The sequence below is a fragment of the Kribbella sp. NBC_00709 genome (assembly GCF_036226565.1).
Lineage (GTDB): Bacteria > Actinomycetota > Actinomycetes > Propionibacteriales > Kribbellaceae > Kribbella.
Genome location: NZ_CP108996.1, coordinates 3,602,566 through 3,628,859 on the forward strand (window position 1 = coordinate 3,602,566; position 26,294 = coordinate 3,628,859).

General features: G+C 67.8%; 24 protein-coding genes. 11 read left to right on the forward strand and 13 right to left on the reverse strand.

From position 1 onward, the window contains the following. Positions 1-61: 61 nt before the first annotated feature. Positions 62-1,594, reverse strand: a complete 1,533-nt coding sequence (gene pdxR / locus OHA18_RS17755) for a MocR-like pyridoxine biosynthesis transcription factor PdxR (RefSeq protein WP_329005219.1) — start codon at positions 1,592-1,594, stop codon at positions 62-64. A gap of 28 nt (positions 1,595-1,622) precedes the next feature. Between pdxR and OHA18_RS17760 the strand changes: the two genes are divergently transcribed. From OHA18_RS17760 to OHA18_RS17780, 5 genes are all read left to right on the forward strand, one after another. Further along, entirely contained in the window at positions 1,623-2,423 is an 801-nt protein-coding gene (locus OHA18_RS17760; RefSeq protein WP_329005220.1) for a methyltransferase, read from the forward strand. Then, positions 2,420-2,560: a hypothetical protein gene (locus OHA18_RS17765; RefSeq protein WP_329005221.1), complete on the forward strand. Its 141-nt coding sequence runs from the start codon at positions 2,420-2,422 to the stop codon at positions 2,558-2,560. Before OHA18_RS17760 ends, OHA18_RS17765 begins: the two co-directional genes overlap by 4 nt. Positions 2,561-2,592: 32 nt before the next feature. Next, entirely contained in the window at positions 2,593-4,080 is a 1,488-nt protein-coding gene (locus tag OHA18_RS17770; RefSeq protein ID WP_329005222.1) for a CYTH and CHAD domain-containing protein, read from the forward strand. A 204-nt stretch (positions 4,081-4,284) separates the two neighbouring features. Continuing rightward, positions 4,285-5,496: an XRE family transcriptional regulator gene (locus OHA18_RS17775; protein WP_329005223.1), complete on the forward strand. Its 1,212-nt coding sequence runs from the start codon at positions 4,285-4,287 to the stop codon at positions 5,494-5,496. 163 nt (positions 5,497-5,659) lie between these two features. Continuing rightward, positions 5,660-6,106, forward strand: coding sequence for a hypothetical protein (locus OHA18_RS17780; protein ID WP_329005224.1), 447 nt, complete (start codon positions 5,660-5,662; stop codon positions 6,104-6,106). Between the two features lie 114 nt (positions 6,107-6,220). On the opposite strand, the gene OHA18_RS17785 is transcribed toward OHA18_RS17780, so the two are convergent. The 9 genes from OHA18_RS17785 to OHA18_RS17825 all read right to left on the reverse strand — a co-directional run bounded on the left by OHA18_RS17785 (position 6,221) and on the right by OHA18_RS17825 (position 15,459). Further along, positions 6,221-7,852 carry a solute symporter family protein gene (locus OHA18_RS17785; RefSeq protein ID WP_329006130.1) on the reverse strand — a complete coding sequence of 544 codons (1,632 nt, stop codon included), beginning with the start codon at positions 7,850-7,852 and terminating at the stop codon, positions 6,221-6,223. An 11-nt stretch (positions 7,853-7,863) separates the two neighbouring features. Then, entirely contained in the window at positions 7,864-8,196 is a 333-nt protein-coding gene (locus tag OHA18_RS17790; RefSeq protein ID WP_329005225.1) for a DUF485 domain-containing protein, read from the reverse strand. A 189-nt stretch (positions 8,197-8,385) separates the two neighbouring features. Further along, on the reverse strand, positions 8,386-9,996 hold the full coding sequence (locus OHA18_RS17795) for a sodium/solute symporter (protein ID WP_329005226.1): 1,611 nt from the start codon (positions 9,994-9,996) through the stop codon (positions 8,386-8,388). After that, positions 9,997-10,377 (reverse strand): hypothetical protein, encoded by a 381-nt coding sequence (locus OHA18_RS17800; RefSeq protein WP_329005227.1) that lies wholly within the window; start codon positions 10,375-10,377, stop codon positions 9,997-9,999. After that, a complete protein-coding gene (locus OHA18_RS17805; RefSeq protein ID WP_329005228.1) occupies positions 10,374-11,120 on the reverse strand; it encodes a LytR/AlgR family response regulator transcription factor in 747 nt (248 codons plus the stop codon). The genes OHA18_RS17800 and OHA18_RS17805 overlap by 4 nt, the downstream gene beginning before the upstream one ends. A gap of 9 nt (positions 11,121-11,129) precedes the next feature. Next, a complete protein-coding gene (locus tag OHA18_RS17810; RefSeq protein ID WP_329005229.1) occupies positions 11,130-12,254 on the reverse strand; it encodes a histidine kinase in 1,125 nt (374 codons plus the stop codon). A 17-nt stretch (positions 12,255-12,271) separates the two neighbouring features. Further along, complete coding sequence (locus OHA18_RS17815) at positions 12,272-13,009, reverse strand: metallophosphoesterase family protein (RefSeq protein WP_329005230.1); 738 nt, start codon at positions 13,007-13,009, stop codon at positions 12,272-12,274. Between the two features lie 55 nt (positions 13,010-13,064). After that, positions 13,065-14,285: a hypothetical protein gene (locus tag OHA18_RS17820; protein ID WP_329005231.1), complete on the reverse strand. Its 1,221-nt coding sequence runs from the start codon at positions 14,283-14,285 to the stop codon at positions 13,065-13,067. Between the two features lies 1 nt (position 14,286). Further along, a complete protein-coding gene (locus OHA18_RS17825; RefSeq protein ID WP_329005232.1) occupies positions 14,287-15,459 on the reverse strand; it encodes a hypothetical protein in 1,173 nt (390 codons plus the stop codon). A gap of 168 nt (positions 15,460-15,627) precedes the next feature. Between OHA18_RS17825 and OHA18_RS17830 the strand changes: the two genes are divergently transcribed. Beyond that, a complete protein-coding gene (locus OHA18_RS17830) occupies positions 15,628-17,043 on the forward strand; it encodes a serine/threonine-protein kinase (protein ID WP_329005233.1) in 1,416 nt (471 codons plus the stop codon). Here OHA18_RS17830 and OHA18_RS17835 read toward each other — a convergent pair. Beyond that, on the reverse strand, positions 17,040-17,975 hold the full coding sequence (locus OHA18_RS17835) for a hypothetical protein (RefSeq protein ID WP_329005234.1): 936 nt from the start codon (positions 17,973-17,975) through the stop codon (positions 17,040-17,042). The two genes, OHA18_RS17830 and OHA18_RS17835, sit on opposite strands and share 4 nt — an antisense overlap. Before the next feature lie 117 nt (positions 17,976-18,092). Between OHA18_RS17835 and OHA18_RS17840 the strand changes: the two genes are divergently transcribed. From OHA18_RS17840 to OHA18_RS17855, 4 genes are read left to right on the forward strand one after another with little or no spacing between them, the layout of a single operon-like run. After that, entirely contained in the window at positions 18,093-19,436 is a 1,344-nt protein-coding gene (locus OHA18_RS17840; RefSeq protein ID WP_329005235.1) for a dipeptidase, read from the forward strand. Between the two features lie 43 nt (positions 19,437-19,479). After that, the gene (locus tag OHA18_RS17845; protein WP_329005236.1) at positions 19,480-20,604 is read left to right on the forward strand and encodes an NAD(P) transhydrogenase subunit alpha; all 1,125 of its coding nucleotides are present in this window, start codon (positions 19,480-19,482) and stop codon (positions 20,602-20,604) included. Next, positions 20,601-20,906: an NAD(P) transhydrogenase subunit alpha gene (locus OHA18_RS17850; protein ID WP_329005237.1), complete on the forward strand. Its 306-nt coding sequence runs from the start codon at positions 20,601-20,603 to the stop codon at positions 20,904-20,906. Before OHA18_RS17845 ends, OHA18_RS17850 begins: the two co-directional genes overlap by 4 nt. After that, positions 20,903-22,273 (forward strand): NAD(P)(+) transhydrogenase (Re/Si-specific) subunit beta, encoded by a 1,371-nt coding sequence (locus tag OHA18_RS17855; protein ID WP_329005238.1) that lies wholly within the window; start codon positions 20,903-20,905, stop codon positions 22,271-22,273. Before OHA18_RS17850 ends, OHA18_RS17855 begins: the two co-directional genes overlap by 4 nt. 433 nt (positions 22,274-22,706) lie before the next feature. Here the strand turns inward: OHA18_RS17855 and OHA18_RS17860 are convergent, their stop codons facing one another. Continuing rightward, entirely contained in the window at positions 22,707-23,225 is a 519-nt protein-coding gene (locus OHA18_RS17860) for a hypothetical protein (RefSeq protein WP_329005239.1), read from the reverse strand. Positions 23,226-23,443: 218 nt separating this feature from the next. Then, positions 23,444-24,427, reverse strand: coding sequence for a helix-turn-helix transcriptional regulator (locus tag OHA18_RS17865; RefSeq protein ID WP_329005240.1), 984 nt, complete (start codon positions 24,425-24,427; stop codon positions 23,444-23,446). 257 nt (positions 24,428-24,684) lie between these two features. Here OHA18_RS17865 and purF point away from each other — a divergent pair, with 257 nt between their 5' ends. Next, positions 24,685-26,247, forward strand: coding sequence for an amidophosphoribosyltransferase (purF, locus tag OHA18_RS17870; RefSeq protein WP_329005241.1), 1,563 nt, complete (start codon positions 24,685-24,687; stop codon positions 26,245-26,247). Positions 26,248-26,294 lie beyond the last annotated feature (47 nt).

Genomic DNA, 26,294 nt, shown 5'->3' on the forward strand with positions numbered 1-26,294 from the left:
CGGGTAGTGGTCGGCTGATTCGGCCTGCCGCCGGGGAGTTCAGGCGGGGCGGACGCGACTACTACCCGTTCTTCCGTACGGCGGCGATGGTGGTGATGGCCTCGGTGATTTCGGTGGTGGTGCGGGCGGCGTACCCGAGGACCAGGCCGGGAGCATGGGGGAGTTGACTGTGCCAGGAGAGCGGGTGGGTTTTGATTCCCTTGGCGAGAGCCGCCGCGGCCAGGGCGACGTCGTCGGTGGTGTCGTCGAAGGTGATGGTGAGGTGCAGGCCGGCGGCGGCGCCGTGGATCGTTGCGGTGGGCAAGTAGTTGCGGATGGCGGTGACCATCGCGTCGCGACGTGTACGGTGCCGGCGGCGGAGGAAGCGGAGTTGACGTTCGAGGTCGCCGGACTCCATGAGGTGCGCGAGCGTGAGCTGGGGGAGGCCGGCGTTGCCCAGGTCGGCCAGGCGTTTGCGGCCGATCAGGTCGTCCTTGTACTGCGGAGGCGCGAGCATCCAGCCGATCCGCAGCGCCGGCGCGAGCAGCTTCGAGATGCTGCCGGTGTAGATCACGTGGTCGGTGAGCATCGCGCGCAGCGCCGGCACCGGCGGGCGGTCGTACCGGTGCTCGGCGTCGTAGTCGTCCTCGATGATCAGCCCGCCGTCCGCGGCCCACTGGATCAGCTCACGCCGACGCTCACCTTCGAGTACGACGCCCGTCGGGAAGTGGTGCGCCGGGGTCACCATCACCACGCCGGCGCCGGACTTCCGCAGTACGTCGACCTGTAGACCGCGGTCGTCGACCGGGATGGGTGGGGTGTGCATGCCCCAGTTCTGCAGGTGTTGCCGGGAGCCGAGTGAACCGGGATCCTCGACCGCGATCTCGTGGACGCCGCGGTGCTCGAGGACCTGCGCTACCAGGCCGATCGCCTGCGCGACACCGGCCACGATGATCAGGTCGTCCGGGTCCGCCGCGATCCCGCGGTTCTGCGCCAGCCACGCCGCGACAGCTCGCCGCAACGCCGGCGTACCGGCTGGGTCGCCGTACCCGAAGTGCGCAGCCTCCAGGTCGTTGAGGACCGCACGCTCGGCCCGCAACCACGCAGTCCGCGGGAACGCGGCCAGATCCGGCACCCCGGGCGTCAGATCGATTCGCGCGGGGGCCGCCCGCAGGTGGTCGAAGATCTCGAGCCCGGCATCACTCAGAACAAGGTTCTCGGCCGAACGACAGGAGGTGTCGCTCGCTTGGCTCGGAGCCTCAGGCGGGCGAGGAGGTATGCGTCGACGACTACGTCCTGTCGTTACGGGTGTGGCACCGATGGGAGCTCCGACGACGACGGTGCCGGCCCGGCCGCGGCCCGCGACGTGGCCGTCTTCGGTGAGGCGCTGGTAGGACTCGGTGACGACGCCGCGGGAGATGCCCAGGTCGGTGGCGAGGGTGCGGGTGGCGGGGAGGCGAGTGCCGACCGAGAGGTGGCCGGTGGAGATGGCGATGCGGAGGCGATCGGTCAGCCAGTCCGCGAGACCGCCGGCTGGCGCCTCGGCCGGATCCAGCTGGAGGAAGTCCGCGCCGCCAATGGACCTACCACTTCTCCCCGGATTGGACCTGTTCACAGGACCATTGTGGCGGGATCGTAGAGATATGGGAACTGACTACGTCCACGGGTACACCCCCGCGGAGACCCGCCGCTTGTCGGACCAGGCCGGAACGCTGGCCGACCTGCTGCACGGCGGCACCACCTACCCGGCCGGCAGCCGGGTGCTCGAAGCGGGCTGCGGCGTGGGCGCGCAGACGGTGCAGCTCGTGACCCGGAGCCCCGGCATCGAGCTGGTTTCGGTCGATGTCTCGGAAGACTCGCTCGCCCGGGCCAAGGCCCGCGTCGCTCAGCACGCCCCGGAGGCGACGGTCGACTGGCGTCACGCGGATCTCTACGACCTGCCCGACGAGAAGTTCGACCACGTCTTCGTCTGCTTCGTGCTCGAGCATCTGGTGAACCCGTCTCAGGCGCTCGTAAGGCTGCGCGACCTTCTCAACCCCGGCGGCACCATCACGGTGATCGAAGGCGACCACGGCTCCGCCTTCTACCACCCGCGCAGTACGCGGGCCCAGGTCGCCGTCGACTGTCTCATCGACCTCCAGGCCGAGGTGGGCGGCGACTCGCTCATCGGCCGGCGGCTCCAGCCACTCCTCCAGCAGGCAGGGTACGACGACGTCCAGGTCGAGCCGCGCACCGTGTACGCCGACCAGACCCTCCCGCACCTGGTCGACGGGTTCACCCGGAAGACATTCATCGCGATGGTCGAGTCCGTCCGCGACCGCGCGATCGCAGCCGGACTGCGGACCGAGGCCGAATGGGACGCGGGCATCCGCGACCTGGAGAAGACCGCCGAGCCCGGCGGCACATTCCACTACACGTTCTTCAAGGGGGTCGGTCGGACATGATCGCCTTACTCGTGCTCGTCGGCGCGGTCTGCCGGGCGCTGAATCGCAACCAGCGCAGGCAGATCCGCCCGACGGTCAACGGCATCGAGGACCGCGACCTGCAACGACTGGTCGATGATCTCCGCGCACTCACCTGACCAATTCATGAACGCCTGGTAAACAAGTGGGTATGTCCCCCACTGAGCAGCTCGAGATCGAGACGAAGTACGACGTCGACGACAGCGTGATCCTGCCTGCGCTGCACGAGCTGCCCGGGGTCGCCAGCGTTGCCCAACCGGTCGAGCTGCAGTTGGAGGCGGTGTACTACGACACCCCCGACCTCGATCTCGCCGCGAACAAGGTGACCTTGCGCCGGCGTACCGGTGGTGAGGACGACGGGTGGCACGTGAAGTTCCCGTTGTCGTCGGGTGAGCGGCTGGAGGTGCACCACCCGCTCGGGCGGTCGGTGCGCGGCGTGCCGATCGCGGTCGTGCGGACGGTTCGGGTCTACGTGCGCGATCACGCGCTCGCGCCGGTCGTGATGTTGCAGACCAGGCGCGTCGTACATCGCCTGCTCGACGCGGACGGCGCCGTACTCGCGGAGCTCGCCGACGACCACGTGACCGCGACGGTCGAGGATGGGGAGCCGGAGAGCTGGCGCGAGTGGGAGGTCGAGCTCGTCGGCGGCGACAAGCCGCTGCTCGAGGACGCCGGTGAGCTGTTGAAGTCGGCCGGTGCGCGTCCCGCCGGCGGCCCGAGCAAGCTGGCCCGGGCGCTCGGCAACCGGGTGCCGTCGTCCGACTCGTTCAGTTTGCCGAAGAAGCCTCTGACCTCGGACCTGTTCCGCGCGTACGCCGGCGCACAGGTGAAGGCGATCCACGAGCGGGACCCCGAGGTACGGCGGGATGTCCCGGACTCGATCCACAAGTTCCGGGTCGCGACGCGGCGGCTGCGGTCGGCGCTGGCGACGTACCGTCCGGTGATCGACCGCGCGGCCGGCGACGAGATCCGGGCCGAACTGAAGTGGCTCGCGGCTGAGCTCGGCGTGGCGCGGGATGCGGAAGTCCAGCGCGAGCATTTCGCGGCCGAGGTCGCGGAGCAGCCGGTCGAACTCGTGATGGGCCGCGTCGCCGGGCGGATCGACGACCATCTGCGCCGGGTCTACAAGGACGGGCGCGCGGGCGCGCTCGCGGCACTCGAGAGTGAGCGGTACTTCCGGCTCCTCGACACCCTCGACGAACTGATCGCGAAGCCGCCGGTCACGGGCGACGATCGCAAGGCGAGCAAGCAGATCGGCGACCTCCTCGACCACGACCGCAAACGGATGCGCAAGGCGGTGCGCCGGTCCGAGACCGCTCCGAGCGTTGCTGAGCAGGACCACGAGCTCCATGAGGTCCGCAAGGCCGCCAAGCGCCTCCGGTACGCCGCGGAGTCTGCCGTACCTGTCCTCGGCGACGAAGCCGGCGCGCTGGCGGGGAGCGCCGAACAGGTCCAGGAAATCCTCGGCGAACACCAGGACTCCGTCGTCTCCCGCGACCTCCTCCACCAGCTGGCCCTGGAAGTCTTCGCCGACGGCGGCAACCCCTTCACCTTCGGCCGCCTCCACGCCACCGAAGAACACCGAGGCAACACCTCCCGCAACGCCTTCTACAAACTCTGGCCCACCCTCAACCTCTGAGCACTACGGTCAACCCGCGCGGCGTCGCCGTTGCCGCATTGCCCGTGCGTGTGAGTGCCCCGTGGTCGGTGTCGGTCGAGGGAACTGTGATCGACCGCCCGGCCCCGCGCGCTGGCGTGAAACTGCAGGTCGATTGGCGATTGGATGGATCTTGTCTACACTGAATCACATCAGCGATGTGTGATTCAGGGAGGTGAAGGCGCGATGTCTGCAGTCAATGTCGGTGTGTTGATCGAGGCTGCCCTTGAAGCCGCTGGCCTGAGTCAGCGGGGGCTCGCCGATGCGACTGGGATCTCGCAGTCGACCCTTTCGCGGATCATCGCTGGTGATCGCGTGGCGAAACTGCCCGAGATCGTGTTGATCGCGCAAGCGACAGGTCACACCGTCGCGCAGCTGACGGGGACGAGCCTGGTGGCTGACCGAGCGCAGTGCGCGGCACGTGCGACCAACGACTCTGGCATGGACGCAATGCGTCAAGCGTTGCTGCATTTCCTGGAGCTGGACAGCTACCTGGATGATCAGGCGATTCCAGCCGCGGCTGGATCCGGAAGCCAGCTGATGAACGCCGAGCTGGATGGGCAGGCAGCGGCCGAGCAGTTCCGTGCGCAGCATCACCTGGGCGTACAGCCGCTCGGCGATCTGGTTGCGATCATCGAGCAGGCGACGGGACTCGACGTCGCGGTGCTCCACGCCGGGCCGGACGAGCACGGCATGACGATGCGTGATCCGAAACGCGGTGCGGTGTTCATCGGCGTTGCCCGGACTCTGAATCCGATGCGCCAACGCAGCACACTCGCTCACGAGCTCGGGCACGTGCTGTTCGGGGACTGGGTGGACGAGAGCTCCGGCGATTGGAGTGCGCGGACTCCGATCGAGAGACGGGCCGATGCGTTCGCTCGGCACCTGCTGATCCCGCAAGCAGGATTGGCACAATTCCTCGACGATCGCGATCCTTCCAGCCTGGCAACTCTGTCCTCGATCGCTCAACGGTTCTTGGTGTCACCGGCGCTGGCCGCGATCGCCTTGCATCAGGGCAAGTTCATCGGCACCTCCGTCAAGGAGGACTGGAAGCGCTGGAGCACGCCGCAGTTGGCGGTCCGCTTCGGATGGACCGATCACTATCACGTCCTGCAAGCGGACGCGGATCAGCGCAGGGCACCGCAGCGGCTGCTCGCGCGAGCTGTCAGCGGCTATATCGAGGGTGTGCTTCCGGCGCGGGCCATCGCCACGCTTCGCGGGATCAGCCTCGATGACGTGGAGCTGGAGCTGCGCGAAGCCGACGTCGTTCCCCATCAGCCGACAGTCGCCTGGACCGCGGCCGACGATCTTCCTGAGGTGGACATAGATCTGTCGGACCTGGACGACGGCGATGCGTCGAGTGAGCCCGGCCCGGGCCAACGGCGGCACGATCGATGAGCCGTCGGCCGATCATTGATGCCGGCCTTGGTCTGAACTTCCTGTCGATCAACAAGGAGCGCCTGTTGATCGGCACGCTCGGCGCTCTCAGTGCTCCGGAGACGGTGCAACAGGAGGTGCTTCGCAAGGCCAGACAGGATCCGCGCTTCAGTGCGGCCGACTGGTGTGGCTCAAGCTGGCCGAGCGATGGATGCAGATCCTGTCCGACGACCTCACGCCGGAGCTCGCGGCCGCAGTCCATCGGCTGACCGGCCTGCACATGCAGGAGCGGATGGCGAACTCGAAGGACCTAGGCGAAACGATGGTGATCGCGCACGCGGTGGTTGCGGCCGAAGCGGGCGAGACCGTCACCGTGCTCGTCGATGACGGAAGAGGTGCGATCCAGGCCACGGCGGAGATCCAACGCCTGCAGAGGATGCGAGCTGCCGGCCGGGACGTCGGATCGATCATGCTCATCGGAACTCTGACCGTTCTGGAGCGCGCCGCCGGCGGAATATACCTGCCGGACAAGGCGGCGATGCGCGACGTGTATCGCCGCCTGCGGGAACTCGACGACGGCTTGCCGCCGATCGACCGAACCAGCCTGCTGTCTCCGCGCGTCTGGAACTGATGGCGGTTCGGCGGGACATGCGGCCGGGCGGTCAGGTACTCGCCTACCTGGCCGCCCGGAGTTGGGGCTGTCAGGCAGGTCCGCGTCGATTCAGCAGGGCCTGCCTGACAGGTCTTAGTGGTGGATCGCCTTCTCGGCGCCGGCGCCGGTGAGGGAGCGGACTTCCATTTCGGCGAAGCGGTCGACGTCGACCGGCTCCTTGCTGGTGATGGTTCCCAGCCAGCCGAGGAAGAAGGCCAGCGGGATGGTGACGATGCCGGGGTTGTCCAGCGGGAACCAGTGGAAGTCGATGCCGGTGTCGGTGATCATCGACAGGCTGGCGTGGGTTTTGGCGTCGACCTTGCCGGAGACGACCGGGCTGAACACGATCAGGATGATCGTCGAGGCCAGGCCGCCGTAGATGCTCCAGAGCGCACCACGGGTGTTGAAGCGCCGCCAGAACAGCGAGTACAGGATCGTCGGCAGGTTCGCACTCGCCGCGACCGCGAACGCTAGTGCCACCAGGAACGCGATGTTCTGGCCGTTCGCGAAGATGCCGCCGATGATCGCGACGATGCCGATCACGACCGCGGTGTACCGCGCCACGCGGACCTCGCCGTCGCCGCTGATCTGGCCCTTCTTGATGATCTGGCCGTAGATGTCGTGCGCGAACGACGTACTCGCGGTGATCGTCAACCCGGCCACCACGGCGAGGATGGTGGCGAAGGCGACCGCGGAGATGACGCCGAGCAGGACCTCACCGCCGAGTTCGAAGGCGAGCAGTGGCGCGGCCGAGTTCGCCTTGCCAGGTGCGGCCTTGATCCGGTCCGGGCCGACGATCGCGGCAGCGCCGTACCCGAGGACCAGCGTGAACAGGTAGAAGATGCCGATGATCCAGATTGCCCAGCTGACGCTCCGCCGGGCTTCCTTGGAGTCCGGGACCGTGTAGAAGCGCATCAGCACGTGCGGCAGGCCGGCGGTGCCGAGCACCAGAGCGAGCGCCAGTGAGATGAAGTCCAGTTTGGTGACGCCCGTGACGCCGTACTGCAGGCCCGGCGATAGCAGCTTCTCGCCGGCGGCCGGGCTCTTGTCGACCGCTGCGCCGAGCAGGCTGGACAGGTTGAAGGTGTACTTCGCGAGCACCCAGAGCGTCATGATTCCGGCGCCGATGACCAGCAGCACGGCCTTGACGATCTGCACCCAGGTGGTGCCCTTCATGCCGCCGACCAGGACGTAGGTGATCATCAGGATGCCGACCACGGCGATCACGATGCTCTGTCCGGCCCGGTGGCTGACTCCGAGCAGCAGGGCGACCAGGCCGCCGGCGCCGGCCATCTGCGCCAGCAGGTAGAAGAAGCAGACGACGAGGGTCGAGATCGCGGCCGCCATCCGGACCGGCCGCTGCTTGAGCCGGAACGACAGGACGTCGGCCATCGTGAAGCGACCGGTGTTCCGTAGTAGCTCAGCAACTAGTAGCAGTGCAACTAGCCAGGCGACCAGGAAGCCGATCGAGTACAGGAAGCCGTCGTACCCGTTGAGGGCGATCGCGCCGGCGATGCCGAGGAACGACGCGGCGGACAGGTAGTCGCCGGAGATCGCGATGCCGTTCTGCGGACCGGTGAAGGACCGGCCGCCGGCGTAGAAGTCGGCCGCGGTCTTGTTGTTGCGGGAGGCCCGGAACACGATCGCCAGCGTGGCTACCACGAACAGCGCGAAGATGACGATGTTGACGGTCGGGTTTCCGATGTCCGTTGCCAATGGCAACATCAGTGGGGCGGTCACTGCGGTGCTCCCTCGATCTGGTGGCGCAGCTTCTCGGCGTCCGGGTCGAGCCGGCGGTCCGCCCAGCGGACGTAGATCAGCGTGATCGCGAACGTCGACACGAACTGTCCGAGCCCGAACAGCAGGGCGACGGTGATGTTGCCGCCGACCTTGTGCGACATGAAGCCGTGCGCATAGTCGGCCAGTAGGACGTAGACGAAGTACCAGACCAGGAACAGCGCTGTCATCGGGAACACGAACCGCCGGAACCGGCGACGCAGTTCGGAGAAGTCCGGCGACAGCTGGACATCCCGGTACGTCGTAAGGTCCGGATCGCGCGTATCACTCATCGCGAGCCTCCAAGGTGGATCGAGCCGGGCGGAAGAGGCCGGCTGGCTCGTACTGTGGCCTGGATCACGGCGGCCGCGACAGCACCGGCGCGCATCGAGCGCTCAGCGGGCAGACCAGTCGACCGGTGGATCACTCGAATGCGACGAGCGGTAGGTACGGCACGACGAGCGGTGACCGCCCGCCACGGATCAACGCCCGGCCGCCGGTGGCCGGTAGGCGTGGCGAGGCGCGGGCGAGGTGCTGGGCGAACGGTTGGTCAGTGCGGCAGGTCCGGGTCCGCGATCTACGTCGACGGCCTCCGGCGTGTGCAGGCGGACCATGCTGCGGGCGGTTCCGGCCGGGATGCGGTCCGGCGTGAGCTTCGAGACGACGATGACGGTGACGAACGCGAGTGGCATCGTCCACGCGGCCGGCTGTCCGACGAGCGCCCGCGGCCAACCGCCGTGCGGTGCGCCCGCCACGTTGATCAGAGCGGCCGCGCTGGCCGCGATCCCGCCGACGATCAGCCCGGCCGCGGCGCCCGTGGTCGACATCCGCCGCCACCAGATCCCCAGCACCAGCAACGGGCAGAACGTCGACGCAGCAAGGGCGAACGCGAGCCCAACAGTGTCTGCGAGGCTCAGCGCACCGGTCACCGTGAATGCCAGGTACGGAACGATCATCGCGATCAGCGCCGCGATCCGGAAGCTGTTCACCGCGACGTAGTCACCGCCGGTCCACTGGTGCAACCGGCTCCGCAACAGGTCCTGATCGATCACCCCGGCGATCGCGACAGTCAACCCCGACGACGTCGACAGGAACGCCGCGAATGCGCCCGCTGCAACCAGTGCACCGAGCAGATCCCCTGCTGTACCAGGGAAAACTCGCCCCGGCAGCTCGAGTACGACGGTGTCTCCGCCGCTCCCCACCAGGTCCGGCGCGAACGTCCGCCCGAGTACGGCGTACATCGGCGGGAAGAGGTAGAACAGGCCGAGCAGCGCGAGCACGACGACCGTGGTACGCCGGGCCGCGCGGCCGTCCGGATTCGTGTAGAAGCGGACCAGGACGTGCGGGAGGCCCATCGTGCCGAAACAAAGGGCCAAGAGCAACGAGTACGTCGCGTACAGCGGGTGGTCGCGACCGCCCGCGCGAGACAACGGCTCGGCCCATTCCGCGGCCGCACCGTGCAACGAGTCGAGTACTCCGGTCGGCTGGTGCCACGCGAGCAGGATGACGAAGATTGGTGTCGCCAACGCTGTCAGCTTCAGCCAGTACTGGAACGCCTGGACGAAGGTGATCGACCGCATCCCGCCGGCGGCGACGTTGATGACCACGATCACCGCGACGATCATGGCGCCGACCTGCGGCGGCGCGCCCGTGACGGTTTGGACGGCGAGACCGGCTCCGTGCAACTGCGGTAGGAGATAGAGCGTCCCGATTCCGACCACCAGGCCGGCGCAGATCCGCCGTACCAAAGGGGATTCGAAGCGGGTCTCGGCGAAGTCCGGCAAGGTGTAGGCACCGGACCGGCGCAGGGGAGCCGCGACCAGGACCAGCAGCATCAGGTAGCCGACCGTGTAGCCGACCGAGAACCACAGCATGTCGGCGCCGTTGACGAGAACGAGACCGGCGACACCGAGGAAGGATGCGGCCGACAGGTACTCACCGCTGATCGCCGAAGCGTTCCACCGCGGGGTGACCGCACGGCTGGCAACGTAGAAATCACTGGTGGTCCGGGAGATCCGCAACCCGAACAGCCCGATCCCGATCGTTGCCGCGACCACCAGCCCGATCGCGCTCAAACTCAGGGCTGGTGACATCTACTGCCGCCCGACGAACTCGGTGAACTCCGCTTCGATCCGTTCGGCGTTGCGGACGTAGATGCGTGCGGCGACGTACACCACCGGGTAGACGAGGATGCCGAGGATCACCCAGGGCAGTGGCAGGCCGAGGACGGACAGGGTGCGGGTCGGTGGGACGAGCCAGAAGAGGAGCGGGATGCTGCCGAGGACGAGCAGTACGCCGCCGATGACGGCCAGCGTGAGCCTGAGCTGGGACTGCACCAGCGACAGCATGTAGATCTCGCCGAGCCGGGTCTGCTCGTCGATCTCGCGGGTACCGGTGGGGATGATCGGCCGCCGGGCCGCGCTGGTCCGCGGACTGGTGACGCGAACCCTCCGTGGACCGTCGGGCGTGCTCATCGCAGGGACGTCGATCGGACCAGGAGGTCGCGCAGTTCACGGGTGTGCCGTCGGCTGACCGGGAGCCACTCCTCGCCGACCCGGACCGCGCATCGGCCGCCGTCGACCCGCATCTCGTCGATGTGCGCCAGAGCGACCAGCGTGCTGCGGTGGATCCGCGTGAACCCCGCGTCCCGCCAGCGTTCCTCGAGGGTGCTGAGCGGGATGCGGACCAGGTGCGAGTTCTGGCCGGTGTGCAGGCGGGCGTAGTCGCCTTGCGCCTCGACGTACCGGACCGTGGAGCGCTGGACGAACCGGGTGATGCCGGCCAGCTCGACCGAGATCGTCTCGTCCTCGGTGTCGTCCGGCGACTGCAACGCGACCGGTGCGCCCGCAGTGACCACCCGGCGGACCGCCTCGGCGAGGCGCTCGGCCCGGACCGGCTTCATGACGTAGTCGGCCGCGTCGAGGTCGAAGGCGGCCACGGCGTGTTCGTCGTACGCCGTGACGAAAACGATCCGCGGGCGCGGCTGCCGGAACTTGGACAACACACTGGCCAGGTCGATGCCGTCCAGACCGGGCATCTTGATGTCGCAGAACACCACGTCCAGGTCGGTGGCCTGCAGGATCTTCAGTGCCTCCGGGCCGTCGGATGCGGTCTGGATGGGGCCGATCCGGGGGTCCTGGCTGAGCAGGTACACCAGTTCGGCGCGAGCGGGCTCCTCGTCGTCAGCGACCAGCGCGCGCAGCGGAGTGTCGGCCATGCCCTCACACTAAGGGGACGCGTGCACCCCTGAGGAGTATTTGGGGATGCGGAAAGTTACCTTCGTCCCGGCGTCCACGGCGGTCTCCACGACCAGCCCGTACGTGTCGCCGTACACCTGACGCAGCCGGGCGTCGACGTTGCCGAGGCCGACCGAGTCGCTGCCGGTCTCGCCGGACAGCGCGGCCCGGATCACCTCGGGGTCGCTGCCGGCGCCGTCGTCCTCCACGCTGATCTCGGCCTCGTTGATCCGGTCCCGGGCGCGGATGGTGATCGATCCGGCCCCGGCCTCGAGCCCGTGCCGTACTGCGTTCTCCACCAGCGGCTGGACGACCAGGAACGGGATGACCACCGGCAGCACCTCTGGCGCGATCTGCAGCGACACCTTGAGCCGATCGCCGAAGCGGGCCTGCTCGAGCACCAGATAGCGCTCCACGTTACGCAGCTCGTCGGCCAGCGTGGTGTACTCGCCGCCGCGCCGCAGGGCGTACCGGGAGAAGTCGGCGAACTCCAGGAGCAGTTCACGCGCCCGCTCGGGATCTGTGCGGACGAACGACGCTATGGCGGCCAGAGCGTTGTAGATGAAGTGCGGGCTGATCTGAGCCCGCAGTGCACGCAGTTCGGCCTCCATGGCCCGCGTACGTTCCTTGTTGAGCTCAGCGAGCTCCACCTGGCCGGAGACCCATCGGGCAACCTCCTCGGTCGCTCTGACCAGTGCAGCCGAGGTGTTGTTGCTGTACGCGACCAGTACGGCGACCACGCGCTCCTCGGTGACGATCGGCGCGACCACTGCCGTACGGATCGGGCACTGCGGGTCGCCGCAGGCCACGTCATGCGCACCTAGTACTGCCGTACGGCCGGAGCGGAGCGTCGGTGCGGCGAGGTCCTTGGCGTCACGACGGTGGTTGCTCTCGTACGGCCCGCCGACGCCGTCCCAGGCCAGTACGCCGGACGAGTCGCAGATCGCGATGGCCGCCGTGCCCAGGAGGTCCCTGAGGTGGCGGCTCGCTTTACCTGCTGCTGCGGGAGTCAGGCCTTCGCGCAGGTGCGGACTGGCCAACGAGGCGGTATGCAGGGTCGCATACGTCGCCTTGTCGGCCGGAGTCCCGAAATGCTTCCGCCGGCGCGCGAACACCCCCTGACGGTAACCGGTCAGCCCTCCGCACGCGGCCTGAATGCCTCCAGCGCCTCCGTGTCGGAGTACGTGTTCAGCAGGTACTCCGCGACCCATTCCTCCCGCCCTGGGTACGCCGACTCACGCACGATCCGATCCGCAGCCGTAGAAGCGTCCAGCGCGGATCGACGCAGTTGTACGCCGTCTGCGGTCAGGAGGGCCCAGCTGGGACCAGGTGCGCCGTACGGCATGCCGATGCTGCCCGCATTCACCACGAGCCGCCGATCGACCTGACGGGCGAACGGCATGTGGGTGTGACCGCAGACGACAGTCCTGACGGCATCGGGCAGTCCATCGAACACCTTGGCCCACCGGGAGATCGGACTGTCGACCAGCACCATCTCCTCGTCGTCGCGTGGAGTGGCGTGGCAGAAGAGCACGTCTCCGATCGTCACCGTGGTGGGCAGTGGGGCGAGCAGCTCGACCTGGTCCGGCCGTAGCTGCTCTGCTGCCCACGGACTCACAGCGTCCGGCGGCTCGGTGTCGTAGGTCCCCCGAGCCATCTCCACCAGCTCCCGGTCCGCATTGCCCCGCACCCACACCACCCGATCGCCGAGTGATGTCAGCAGATCCAGCGTCTCCACCGGCTGTGGCCCGCTGGCGATGTCCCCGGCCAGCACGATCGCGTCCGCCGCCTGCACGTCCGCTTCGCCCAGCACCGCTTCCAGCGCAGGCAGCACGCCATGAATGTCAGCCAGGACAGCAACCGTCGTCATACCCGCAGTCTGCCGCGAAAACCCTTGTGATGAAGGGACATCTGCCCAGAGCAGACTACCGGGCGAAGTCGATCAGGCTGGTGGAGAGGACTGCGGTGGCGCGTTCACACGCTGCGGTGTCGAGGGTGCAGCGCACGACCGTGAGCTTGGTGTTCGGATCCTGACCGCCGCCGGCCACCACCGCGACCATCAGGAGGTGCTGTTCGTCCTCCGCGACTGCCCGGTAGAAGCAGCCGCTCCACTGGTTCCGTACGGCGCCACTGCGCGAGTCCAGCGCGGTGACGATGTTGCTGCAGTAGCTGTCGCCGTACGCCGGCGTGCCGATCGCGACGGCACCGTCGGGGGTGAATCCGGCGATCCGGTAGTCGCAGGTCTTGAAACGCTTCTTGCCGGTGGCGATCTCGACGACGGTCGAGCAGCCGTCGCCGGTGTTGTTCGCAGGCAGTGCGGACGCCAGGCGGCCGTCGCTCGAGACGGCCATCACGTCTCCGGTGACTGTCTTCACCAGAGTGGGTTTGGCGGCGCCCGGCGTCCAGGCATAGAGCTTCAACGTCCGCTCAGCGCCCTTGACGGATGCCTTGTAGTAGATCGTGCCCTTCGCGTACGCGAGCACATGGATGCTCTGGACGTCTGGGAGCTCAAGAGACTTCTGCGAGGCACCGGTGTCCGCGTAGAGCGTCGCGCCGTAGGTCTGCTGTCCGACGACCACAGGCGGGGTCGTCGCGTACGCCGCGGCCGACTGATCAGCCGTCCCGGTGAGGGTCATGACGTTCGGCGTACGCCGAACCACTGCGCCGGCGGAGTCGACCTTCAGCAACTCGCCACCTGCCGTCGTCGCGAGCACACCGCTGCCCAGTCGGGCGACGTCCATCAGGCTGTCGCTGGTGGGGACCTTCAGCTCCTTGCCGGAGCCGAGCACCGTGCGGTTGAACTGATAGGCGTGCTGCGGGACCTGGCCCTGCGTCAGCTTGGCCGCTTCGAGAGCGACCGGGCCGGACGGGGGCTGGGGCGTCTTCGAGGGAGTGGAGCTCGGCGTGAGCGAAGGCTTCGCCAGCGGGGTCTTCGTGGCCGGCACGACCGGGGGCGGGGTCGGGGTCGGCGTGGATGACGGTGTGAGGCTCGGGCTGCCACCCAGTGGTGCGGCGTAGCTCGTAGTGGCCGGTTCGGGGCCCTGGCGGTAGGCGATGGCCCCGCCAACGGCTACCGCAACCACTGCGATGGACGCGACGGCCGCGATCAGGCGGCCGGTGTGCTGTCGCGTCGGCGGAGTCGTCAACTCAGTCCCCAATCAACAGAGAGCCCTTGGCGAGCGGCGTGGCCAGCTCGCAGGCTCCGGTAGAGATGGTGCAGCGGATGATCGACGCCGGCGTCTCCTCGCCGTTGTCGGCGAGCAGGAGCAGGTGCTGGTCGTCCTCCGGGATCCACTGCCGGAACACACCGGACCACTCGTGCAGCAGAGTGCCCTTCTTCGCGTCCAGGACCGCCGCGATGCCGTTGCCGTACCCGTCCTGATACATCGGACCGGCGATAGCGGTGGCGCCGTCCGGGGTGAAGCCGACGATCTGGTAGTCGCAGGTGCGCCACAGTCGCTTGCCGGCCGGCACCGTGAGGAGGCTGCTGCAGCTGTTCTGGTCGGCCAGCGTGGTCAGCGAACCCGCTGTCCCGACGCTCGACACCGCCATCGCATTCGGGACCGGCTTGATCGTGATCACCTTCGACTGAGCGGGCGTCCACTCGTACAGGGTGGAGGCCCCGGCCTCGGTCGTCGAAGCATCGAAGTAGACCTTTCCGTTGAGATAGCCCAGCAGTGTCGCGTTCCAGATGTTCGGCATGGTGACCTTCTGGACCTCTGCCCGGCCCTGGTCCTGCTGCGCGTAGAGCGTCGTCACGCCGGTCGACTCACCGGAGTCCTTCAGGCGCGAGCCGACGTACGCCGCGCCGAGGCCGTCGTCGGTGGTGACGATCTGGGTGACGTCGGCGGTCCGGCCGGTGATCTTGCCGTCGGTGTCGAGGGTCAGCATCTCGGTGCCGTAGCCCTTGGTGACCACGGCCAAGGCCGACGAGCCGAGCCGGGCGACCGCCTGGATCTGGGCAGTGCCCGGGACCTTGACGTCGCCGCCGGCTCCACCGCGGATCGTCCGGCCGGTCAGGTACGCGATCTGCGGCGCCCTGCCGGTGGGGAGCTTGCTGAGGTCGATCTTGGTCTTCACCGGTCCGGTCGACGACGGAGTGCTGACCGGCGTCGACGACTGGGACGGTGTGGCCGCCGGTTTGGTCGTCGGCTTCGTCGTCGGGTTGCCGGTGGCGGGGGACGGGGAGCTGGAGAGCGGGGCCGCCTCGGCTTCGGCGGTCTGCGGGCCCTGACGGTAGGCGAGAGCGCCACCGCCGGCGATGGCGGCAACGGCGACAGCTGCGACGAGGGCGACCAGGCGGCCGTTCTGCACTCGCATCGGCGATCTCCTCACGAACATGGTCATGGCACGGGGCGGGTATTGACCGTGCGGCGGACCACGGCCGAGCGGGCCTCAGGGCCCGCTGTCGGGAGATGTGACGTCGGTAAACACCGCTTAGTTCACTCCAGCGAACCGGTCGCAGGACGGATCGAGCATAATTGCGCCATGGACCAGCCACCCCGGATCGGCCGGTACTCCCTGGTCCGCCGGGTGGGTGCCGGAGGTTTCGCGACCGTTTGGCTGGCCCGCGACGAGCAGCTGGACGCCGAGGTCGCGATCAAGATCCTGTCCGAGAACTGGGTCGAGGACGAGGATGTCCGCCGTCGTTTCCTGGCCGAGGGTCGGTTCCTGCGCAAGGTCGACTCGCTGTACGTCGTCGGCGTGCACGACATCGGCGAGGCCGACGACGGGCGCCCGTTCATGGTGCTCACCTACGCCGACGGCGGCACGCTGGCGGACCGGATCAAGGCCGGCCCGCTCGAGTTCGGCGAGGCGGTCCGGATCATCACGCAGGTCGGCCGCGGCCTGAAGCACCTGCACGCGCGCGGCGTACTGCACCGGGACGTGAAGCCGGCCAACGTGCTCTTCCGCACCGACTCGGCCGCCGGTGATCGCGCGATGCTGTCCGATCTCGGCCTGGGCAAGTCGCTGGCCGAGGTGTCGCGCATCACGATGCCTGGCGGCACCCCGGCGTACGTCGCGCCGGAGCAGGTGATGGGCGACCGCCTGGACCACCGAGCAGACCTGTACTCGCTTGGCGCGGTGGCGTACGCCGCTTTCACCGGACAGGCGCCGCATGGTGTCGCCAGCCTCGGTGCGGTGATGCAGATCGACGCACCGCCGCCGTCGATGACCACGCTGCGCGAGGACGTACCGGACGCGATCGACGTCGTCGTACGGCGTGCTCTCGAGCCGGACCGCGATCAGCGCTGGCCTGACCTCGACAGTTTCCTCAATGCGCTCCGCGAGGCACACACCACGGGCAAGGTCCCGGCTGGGCTGGTCCCGGCGGCGGAGATGCCCGCACCGGCTCCCGCGGCCGCTCCGGTCGACCAGGCGACCGCACTGTCCAGTTCCAACGAGCCAACTGTCCCTGTGAAGCCGAAGCGCGGTCGGCGTGCCGTAGTCATCACCACGCTCGCTGCTCTGGTGCTGGCGGCAGGAGGTGGCTACGGCGGCTACCGGTACGTCCTGACGCGCCCGATCAAGGTGGTGGATCAGGCGCTGTCGGTGGAGGTTCCGCGAGTCTGGAAGCAGAAGGCCGTCGACTCCAACCAGGCGCTGGTCGTGAGCACGAACACGGCCGCCTGGCAGAGCAACCCGCAGATCGAAGGCGTCTTCCTCGGACTGGTGAGCGCGACCAGGCTGCCGTCGAGCGGGACCGCGCCTGCCGGATGCACTGCGGGCACGACGAACACCGGCCAGTCGACGGTCACCTTCCAGTACACCTGCGACTCGAATCCGGGCGTCGTCGAGCAGTACCGGGTGGTGAACGGGAGCACGCTGCTCCGGATCCAGGTGCGGGCCGACGAAGAGAAGACCCGGACCAGCGTGCTCGAGTCCGCGGCGTACAAGCCTTAAGGCACCAGCGACGTCAGCGACGAGACGGACGCCTTGTGCATGCGGGGGATGACGTTCAGGGTGGCTGGGTCGGGTGCGTACAGGTGTGAGCCGGACTCGTAGACGACGTACGCCGTCCCGTTGTACTCCGTGATGCCCTCGGTCATGCTCGGGGCGCGGAAGCAGCTCAGTGCGGCGGCGTCCAGGTCCTTCTGGCCGCGCTTCACCACATAGATGTTGCTGCGGTTCCCACGTCCGTACGACGTGCTGTAGATGAAGTGGTTCGCGGTGACCGTCAGGCCCTGCGTCTTGGTCGGGATCTCCCAGGCGCCGGCCTGCGTGGTCAGCGTGCCGTCGTCGGCGACCGTGTACTCGTACATGGTCCCGCGGCCGGTGTCGTTGAACGTGCCGGCGAACAGTGAGTCCCCGTAGCTTCCCATGAAGGACGAGCCGGCCACGTCCCGCGCAGTACCGACCTGTGCGAGGTACGGCGTACCCGCTGCCTTCAGTGCGTCGCGTAGCTCGGTCAGCCGGTACTTGCGGATGCTGCTGCCCTGACCGGACACGAACGCCCAGCCCTTGCTCACAGTGATCCCACCGACGTGTGACTCGGCGATCGCGACCACACCGACCGTGGAGCCGGTGGACGGGTCGATGCCGTAGATCTCGGAGTCGGCGCCTTCGCGGTACGCCGCGACGAGGAGCAGGTTCTTGCCGGAGCCGTCCCAGTTGTACCAAGTGCCCGCGCCTTGCGGGGTGTACGTGCTGAGGTTCGGGATGCTCACGCTGTTGCTGAACCGGGCGTCGTACTTCTTCGACGCGGACGGTCCGTCGTAGAACGTGGACCCGCCGGTTGTGTCGGTGTCGCAGCTGATCGCGGCGTGCGCGGGCAGTGCGGTCGTCAGGGCGGCGGCTGTGGTGATGAGGGCGGTCGAGATGGCGAGAAAACGCACGGTGACCTCCGGAGGTTGGGCGGAAACCTACGAGAATTTCAGAGTAAATCGGCAATTAGTAACGCGCGAGGGTTCACCGGGCATCGGTTCCGCGAACGGACGCCGTACGGTTGTCGCATGACCGATCTGTCCGCGGCGATCGACCGCGTTCTGCCCAGCGTCCGTGCCGACCTCGAGGACCTCATCCGGATCCCGTCGGTCAGTTACGAACCGGCCCGCGCGGCCGACGTCCAGAGGTCGGCCGAGGCGACCGCGGCGTTGTTCGAGGCCGAGGGCTTCACGGTGAAGATCGTGCGCGCGGGCGATGGCGCCCCGGCGGTGATCGCGAAGAAGCCGGCCCCGGCAGGGAAGCCGACCGTCCTGCTGTACGCGCACCACGACGTCCAGCCGACCGGACCGGTCGAGCAGTGGACCTCGGATCCGTTCGAGCCGACCGAGCGCGACGACCGGCTGTACGGGCGCGGTGCGGCCGACGACAAGGCCGGGATCGCGGCGCACCTCGCCGCCGTACGGGCCTTCGGCAACGATCTGCCGGTGGGCGTGACCGTGTTCGTCGAAGGCGAGGAGGAGATCGGCTCGCCGACCCTGCTGCAGCTGCTCGACGAGTACTCCGAGGAGCTCGCCGCGGACGCCATCGTGATCGCGGACTCCGGCAACTGGGAGGTCGGTACGCCGGCCCTGACCGTCTCGCTGCGCGGCCTGGTCGAGTCGTACGTCGAGGTCCGTACTCTCGAGCACGCTGTGCACTCTGGTCTCTTCGGTGGGCCCATCCCGGACGCGCTGTCCGCACTGTGCCGTTTGCTGGCCACGCTGCACGACGACAAGGGCGATGTGGCTGTTGACGGGCTGCACGCGTCGCGGGCAGCCGATGTGGACTATGGGGAGGCCCGGCTGCGCGCGGAGTCGTCCGTACTCGACTCTGTGCGCCTTACTGGCACCGGTTCGTTGGTGGACCGACTGTGGACCCGGCCGTCGATCTCTGTGGTCGGCATCGACGCGCCGTCGGTGGCTGAGGCCAGCAACACCCTCATTCCGGTCGCACGGGCGAAGGTGAGCCTGCGGGTAGCCCCTGGCGACGATGCGGTGAAGGCCAGTGCGGCGCTGGCGGAGCACCTGGAGCGCAATGCGCCCTGGGGTGCGCAGGTGACGGTGACGGAGGGCCAGACCGGTCAGCCGTGCAGCGTGAACGCGCGCGGCGCCGGGTACGAAGCGGCGCGTTCGGCGTTCCAGGAAGCGTGGGGTGTCGAGCCGATCGACATGGGGATGGGCGGGTCGATCCCGTTCATCGCCGAGTTCCAGCAGGCCTTCCCGGAGGCCGCGATCCTGGTCACCGGCGTCGAGGACCCGGACACCCGCGCCCACGGAATCGACGAAGGCCTCCACCTCGCCGAGTTCACCAAGGTCTGCCTGGCCGAAGCGTTGTTGCTCCAGAACCTGGCGAACCAGGCGAACCAGGCGTGACCGGGCTTTCCGGCGACCCAGTGTTTGGCATAGGTTTCGGCGAGTGAAGATCGCAGTCGTACGGGAGACCAGACCGGCCGAGCGCCGGGTCGCTCTGGTGCCGGAGCAAGTCGCGAAACTGATCGAGCTCGGCTACGAGGTCGCGGTCGAGCCGGCCGCCGGTGAGCGCGCGCTGTTCTCCGACGACCAGTACCGCGACGCCGGCGCCGAAGTGGCCTGGGGTGCCGACCACGCGGCCACGATCGTGGCGTCGGTCCAGCCACTGGAACGCGAGCGCCTGCAGCGGTTGCACGCCGGTACGGCGCTGATGTCGTTCCTGCCGACGAATCCGCCGGATGTGGTGCGGACCGCAATGCGGGCCAAGCTGACCGCGTTCGCGATGGAGCTGATCCCGCGGATCTCCCGGGCCCAGTCGATGGACGCGCTGTCCTCCCAGGCGCTCGTCGCCGGGTACCGCGCCGCGATCGTCGCGGCCGAACGGCTGCCGCGCTTCTTCCCGCTGAACATGACCGCGGCCGGCACCGTCCCGCCGGCGCAGGTCGTCGTACTCGGCGCCGGCGTGGCCGGACTGCAGGCGATCGCCACCGCCAAGCGCCTCGGCGCGGTGGTGAAGGCGTACGACGTCCGGACGGCCGCCGCCGAGGAGATCGCGTCGATGGGCGCCGTACCGATCGAGCTCGAACTGGGAACGCTGGACGGCCCCGGTGGATATGCCCGCGAGATGACGCCGGAGCGGGCGCAGCTCCAGCGCGAACTGCTCACGCCGTACATCGCGGCAGCGGACGCGCTCATCACCACAGCCGCCGTACCAGGCCGTACCGCGCCGCTCCTCGTGACCCGGTCGATGGTCGAGCAGATGAAGCCGGGATCGGTCGTGGTCGACCTGGCGTCCGAGCAAGGCGGCAACGTCGAGGGATCCGTCGCCGGGACCGAGCTGACGATCGGCGACGCGCTCGTGTGGGGTGGCGCCAACGTGCCTTCGCAGATGGCCGGGCCGGCCTCGCGGCTCTACGGGCAGAACATCGCGAACCTGATCCGCCTGATGACCCGGAACGCCGCCTTCGACCCCGACTTCGAAGACGAGATCGTCCGCGGCTGCTGCGTCACCCACGACGGCAGCGTCCTGCACGAGCCCACCCGCAAACTCCTGGAGGGCCAGCTCCCGTGAGCGAATCCATCGCCCTACTCACGATCTTCGTACTCGCGGCGTTCGTCGGGGTCGAGGTGATCAGCAAGGTCTCCTCGACGCTGCACACCCCGTTGATGTCCGGGGCGAACGCCATCCACGGTGTCATCCTGGTCGGCGCCATCATCGTCACCGGCGCGGCTGACTCCGTGATCGTGGTGATCGTCGGGCTGCTGGCCGTCGTACTCGCGACCGTGAACATGGTCGGCGGGTTCGTGGTCACCGACCGCATGCTGGAGATGTTCAAAGGCCCGGGGGCTCGCAAGAAGGAGCTGCACAAGTGATCCCCACCTGGGCCCAGATCGGCTATCTGGTCTCCGCGGTCTGCTTCATCGTCGCGCTGAAGGCACTCTCGTCGCCGCGCAGCGCCCGGAGCGGGAACCTGATCGGCGCCGCGGGTGCTGTGCTCGCGGTGATCATCACGTTCGCGGCGTACAAGCCGGACCACCTGGCGCCGATCCTGATCGCGCTGGCGATCGGCACCGTCGGCGGTGTGGTCGGTTCGCGGCGGGTCCAGATGACCCAGATGCCGCAGCTCGTTGCCTTGTTCAACGGAGTCGGCGGCGGCGCGGCCGCACTCGTCGCGCTGCTCGAGCTCGACGAGGTCTCGTCGGACGCGACGGTGGCGGCGATCGCCTCGGCGTTCACGATCCTGGTCGGGGCGGTGAGCTTCTCCGGATCGGTGGTGACGTTCACCAAGCTGCAGGAGCTGATGACGACCCGGCCGGTGACGTTCCCGGGGCTCCCGGTGCTGTTCATCGCGTCGATCCTCGGCGGTCTGGCGCTGTCCGTGTGGCTGGTGTCGGATCCGCGCGTGTGGGTCGGCGTACTGCTGTGCCTGGTCGGTCTCGCGATCGGTGTGATGCTGGTGCTGCCCGTCGGCGGTGCCGACGTACCGATCGTCATCTCGTTGCTGAACGCGTTCACCGGTCTGACCGTGGCCGCCGGCGGGTACGTGCTGGGCAACACGCTGCTCCTGGTCGCGGGCACGCTCGTCGGCGCTGCCGGTTCGTTGCTGACCAAGCTGATGGCGGACGCGATGGGGCGGTCCGTGTTCAACATCCTCTTCGGCGCGATCCGCGGCGGGTCGACGCTGGGCGCCGGTACGGCGTCCGAGCGGCCGGTGATCTCGGGCGGGCCGGAGGACGTCGCGATCCTGCTCGGGTACGCGAACAAGGTCATCATCGTGCCCGGGTACGGTCTCGCGGTCGCGCAGGCGCAGCACATCCTGCGGGACCTGGTCGAGGAGCTGCAGTCCCGCGGCGTGAAGGTCGACTACGCGATCCACCCGGTGGCCGGCCGCATGCCCGGCCACATGAACGTCCTGCTCGCCGAGGCCCAGGTCCCGTACGACCAGCTCCGCGAGATGGACGACATCAACGGCGACTTCAAGTCGACCGACGTCGTCCTGGTCGTCGGCGCCAACGACGTGGTCAATCCCGCCGCCCGCAACACCCCCTCGGCCCCGATCTACGGCATGCCGATCCTGAACGCCGACGAGGCCCAACGAGTCATCTTCCTCAAACGCTCGATGCGCCCCGGCTTCGCCGGCATCGAGAACGAACTCCTCTACGACCCCCGCACAACGTTGTTGTTCGGCGACGCCCGAGACTCCCTCACCAAGCTCCTCGCGGCACTGAAGACCGTCTGAGTCGCACGCGTCCCCGGGAAATCCCGGGGACCACGCGTCCCGGGAAATCCCGGGACCGACGTTGTCATCCGAAAAGCCGCGTACTAAACCACACCCGCGCCTTTCCCCGCAACCATCTGGCACCTTCCTGCCCGAAATCCCCCACAGCCGGTCCAGGCCGGTAAGTAGTTCATCACCCCGTGGCCGCCCGCGGTCAACGACCTACCCCGGCCACCCGCTCCCGTTGTCCCCGCTCCGCCCCCTCTGTTTCACTTTCTCCCGAGAGGCCCGGGCGGCGCACCCATTTCCCCCTCTCCTCCAGCACCACCCCAAGGAGACCCCTTTGCCCACGCCCCACCCACCCCTTTCCCGAGCCTGGGACTGGGGCTAATCCACCCACCCCCGCTGCGCCGCCCGAACCCCCAACTCAAACCGCCCCGAAGCCCCCACCAACTCACTCAGTTTCGCGGCGATCCTCCGGACGGTCCGCAGAGACACACCAAGCTTCCGGGTCCGGGTCGATGCCCACGACCGCGGCCTCGCCGTCGATGATGATCATCTTCAGTGGAACTACAGGCACAGCCCGGACCTGTCCGCCGTACCGGCGAATGTAGTCGAAGTACTCACGCATTCGTGGCGCCTTCACCTGGGCCTCGACGATGAGATACCGCGCATCCACACCGCGTTTCAGTATCTCGGTATCCGTCGACTCTTCCGGATCGCGTGCGGGCTGCGGATCGGGCGGAAACATACCCCACATTGACTTTGTCGGATGGAAATGCTGCATCCGCTGATATGCCCGTTCGCCTTCGAGAACTTCTACGTCGCCCGGTCTTGCCTGGACCAGAAAATCTCCGTAGTCGGCAATGAAATGCGCAGCCGCGGTTCTGCCGGAATTCAACGCACCGGTGAGTTGGTCGATCTCTTGCTGTCGTCGATTGGTGAGGAGATCGAATCCCGCGGCCGGATGCAATGGGTATTCTTCCCCCGCGATGCTCCATCGTGGAACGAGTAGACCCAACTCGCGAAGTTGCTCGAGTTGCTCACTGACCTGCGTCTCCGAAAGTCCGACTTCGATCGCGAGCTCTGCGAGTTTGTGTCACGGATCAGTTCCGGCTGCCGTAGGAGCGCGCGGTACACCGCGACGTTCTCCTCGCTGAGACCGAGCGACTCGAACAACCGCCGATCCGATCAGACCCAGCCGCGCTTCGCGGCTGCTACGCCGAGTTCGAAGCGGCTGGCGGCGTCGAGGCGGTCGGAGAGGTTGGCGGTGATGCGGCGCGCGGTCCGGAGGGAGATGCCTAGAAGACGAGCGACCTGCTCATCCTTGGCGCCGCCGGCGAGGAGACGGAGTACCTCGGCCTCGTGCGGGGTCAGGGGAGCGTCGTCGTCGCGGTCGTCGGGGTCGAACATCTCGGTGCCGCGTGACCAGTAGGCGTCGAAGAGGGCAATGGCGACTGAGACGACAGCGGGAGTGCGGTGGATCACTGCGCCGGCAGTCGGGCTATCGGGATCCATCGGCATGATGGCGATCTCCTGATCGACGATCAGGAGTCGCATCGGCAGCGTTGGAGTGGCCCGGATCTCGCATCCGAGACGGTGCATCTTCGATGCGTACTCGATCGCCTGCTTGGATGCGGCCATGCTCTGGAGGTAGACGGTCTTGATCTTGATACCACGTTCGAGCATGTCGAAGTCCGGTGAGTTGTCGGCAACTTCGGCGATGTTCTCGATGTGTGCCGGCGCGAGGACCCAGAACGTGTCCCGCGCCTTGAGGGCGAGTTCCTCGATACGCCGTGACGCGTTTGCTCGTCCCTTGAGCACTTCGACGTCCCCGCTGCTGCGGGCTGTGAGCAGTTCGTTGTACTGCTCGGCGATCACCTCGGCCGAAGCCTCAGCCTCCCTGAGTTCCCCGAGCAGTCGATTCAGCTCCGTCCGGCGACGCTCAGCCAGACTGGTGAGCCCGACTCGGGGGTGCACAGCGTGCTCGGCGGAGGGGTTCGTCCAGGTCGGGACCAGGAGGTCTAGCTTTCGGAGGATGTCCATGAACTCGTGGACATCAGCCACTGAGCAATCTACTAGCGTCGCAATCTGCTCAGGCGTACTGTCTGGGTGGCTGAGGAGCGCGTGATAGACCGCAAAGGTGGCTTCATCCACACCGAGCGGCTCGAGCACGATCCCTCCTCCGGAACTTGTTGGAACCGACCATATACAGACTGCGTCGACATTGAGCACTCAATGCATGGCTCTGCATTATTTCGAAAGGGCTAATCGTGATCAAGAAGTTGCTGATCGTAGTCGGTTCCGCGCTGCTTCTTCTAGTGGCTGCGGTGCCAGTTGCGAGCGGGCAGGCTCAACCGGCGTGCGAGGTCGGTGTCGCCTGCTGGTAGTCGTCGGTCATGGGGCGCTCCGGCGTCCCGTAGACTGTGGGTGTGGCTCGTGGCGATGGTCGGCTTACTCATGAACTCGACCCGCAGGATCTGGGTCCGCAGGATGCTTGTGGGGTGTTTGGGGTTTGGGCGCCTGGTGAAGAGGTTGCCAAGCTCACCTACTACGGGCTCTATGCCTTGCAGCACCGGGGGCAGGAGTCGGCGGGGATCGCGGTCAGTAACGGGTCGCAGATTCTGGTCTACAAGGACATGGGGCTGGTCAGCCAGGCCTTCGACGAGGCGACGCTGGCGTCGCTCAGAGGGCATATCGCGATCGGCCACTGCCGGTACTCGACGACCGGTTCCAGTGTGTGGGCCAACGCGCAGCCGACGTTCCGTTCCACCGCGACCGGTTCGATTGCGCTCGGCCACAACGGCAACCTGACCAACACCAGCGAGCTCGCCGCCAGCCTGAACGGTGAAGGCGAGCTCGACCTCGGCCTCAACGCCGACGTCGACCACGCGAAGGCGAACGCGAAGCACGGTGCGTCGAGCGACACCGACATCCTCACCTCGATGCTCGCCGGGTACCCGGACCTGACCATCGAGCAGGCCGCGGCCAAGATCCTCCCGAAGGTCAAGGGCGCCTACAGCCTGATCTTCATGGACGAGAACACCCTGTACGCCGCCCGCGACCCACAGGGCATCCGCCCGCTGGTCCTCGGCCGGCTGGAGCGCGGCTGGGTGGCCGCCAGCGAGACAGCGGCTCTCGACATCGTCGGTGCGTCCTTCATCCGTGAGATCGAGCCGGGCGAGATCGTCGCGATCGACGCCGACGGCCTCCGCTCGACCAAGTTCGCCGAGCCGGACCCGAAGGGCTGCCTGTTCGAGTTCGTGTACCTGGCCCGCCCGGACACCCAGATCTCCGGCCAGCGGATCTACTCGACCCGGGTCGAGATCGGCCGCAAGCTCGCCAAGGAGCACCCGGCCGACGCGGACCTGGTCATCGCGACCCCCGAGTCCGGTACGCCGGGCGCGATCGGGTACGCCGAGGAGTCCGGGATCCCGTACGGCTCCGGTCTGGTCAAGAACGCGTACGTCGGCCGCACGTTCATCCAGCCCAGCCAGACGATCCGCCAGCTCGGCATCCGCCTGAAGCTGAACCCGCTCCGCGAGGTGATCGAGGGCAAGCGTCTGGTCGTGGTCGACGACACGATCGTCCGCGGCAACACCCAGCGCGCGGTCATCCGGATGCTGCGCGAGGCCGGCGCGAAGGAGATCCACGTCCGGATCACCGCGCCGCCGGTGAAGTGGCCGTGCTTCTACGGCATCGACTTCGCCAGCCGCGCCGAGCTGATCGCCAACGGGCTGAACACCGAGGAGATCTGCCGTTCGCTCGGCGCCGACTCGCTCGGGTACATCAGCCTGGACAATCTGGTCGAGGCGACCACGGTCCCGAAGGAGCGGCTCTGCCGGGCCTGCTTCGACGGTGTGTACCCGGTCGCCCTGCCCGACCCGGAGCACCTCGGCAAGCACCTGCTCGAGCTGCCGGTGAGCACCGACGTCGACGGTCTGGCGACGATCTCCGGCGGTGGCGGTGCCGCCGACGCGCTGAGCCGCCCGTAATCCAGTCCCCCGGGAGGACGGCGTACGCCGGGAGCCCGGAGTACGCC

What these genes read in the sequence shown, in the direction of transcription:
- OHA18_RS17830 (WP_329005233.1), top strand. Translation starts at nt 15,628, where the DNA reads ATGGACCAGCCACCCCGGATCGGCCGGTACTCCCTGGTCCGCCGGGTG.
- OHA18_RS17805 (WP_329005228.1), bottom strand. Translation starts at nt 11,120, where the DNA reads ATGGCCGACACTCCGCTGCGCGCGCTGGTCGCTGACGACGAGGAGCCC.
- OHA18_RS17765 (WP_329005221.1), top strand. Translation starts at nt 2,420, where the DNA reads ATGATCGCCTTACTCGTGCTCGTCGGCGCGGTCTGCCGGGCGCTGAAT.
- OHA18_RS17790 (WP_329005225.1), bottom strand. Translation starts at nt 8,196, where the DNA reads ATGAGTGATACGCGCGATCCGGACCTTACGACGTACCGGGATGTCCAG.
- OHA18_RS17785 (WP_329006130.1), bottom strand. Translation starts at nt 7,852, where the DNA reads ATGTTGCCATTGGCAACGGACATCGGAAACCCGACCGTCAACATCGTC.
- OHA18_RS17840 (WP_329005235.1), top strand. Translation starts at nt 18,093, where the DNA reads ATGACCGATCTGTCCGCGGCGATCGACCGCGTTCTGCCCAGCGTCCGT.
- OHA18_RS17775 (WP_329005223.1), top strand. Translation starts at nt 4,285, where the DNA reads ATGTCTGCAGTCAATGTCGGTGTGTTGATCGAGGCTGCCCTTGAAGCC.
- OHA18_RS17770 (WP_329005222.1), top strand. Translation starts at nt 2,593, where the DNA reads ATGTCCCCCACTGAGCAGCTCGAGATCGAGACGAAGTACGACGTCGAC.
- OHA18_RS17760 (WP_329005220.1), top strand. Translation starts at nt 1,623, where the DNA reads ATGGGAACTGACTACGTCCACGGGTACACCCCCGCGGAGACCCGCCGC.
- OHA18_RS17825 (WP_329005232.1), bottom strand. Translation starts at nt 15,459, where the DNA reads ATGCGAGTGCAGAACGGCCGCCTGGTCGCCCTCGTCGCAGCTGTCGCC.
- OHA18_RS17795 (WP_329005226.1), bottom strand. Translation starts at nt 9,996, where the DNA reads ATGTCACCAGCCCTGAGTTTGAGCGCGATCGGGCTGGTGGTCGCGGCA.
- OHA18_RS17815 (WP_329005230.1), bottom strand. Translation starts at nt 13,009, where the DNA reads ATGACGACGGTTGCTGTCCTGGCTGACATTCATGGCGTGCTGCCTGCG.
- OHA18_RS17800 (WP_329005227.1), bottom strand. Translation starts at nt 10,377, where the DNA reads ATGAGCACGCCCGACGGTCCACGGAGGGTTCGCGTCACCAGTCCGCGG.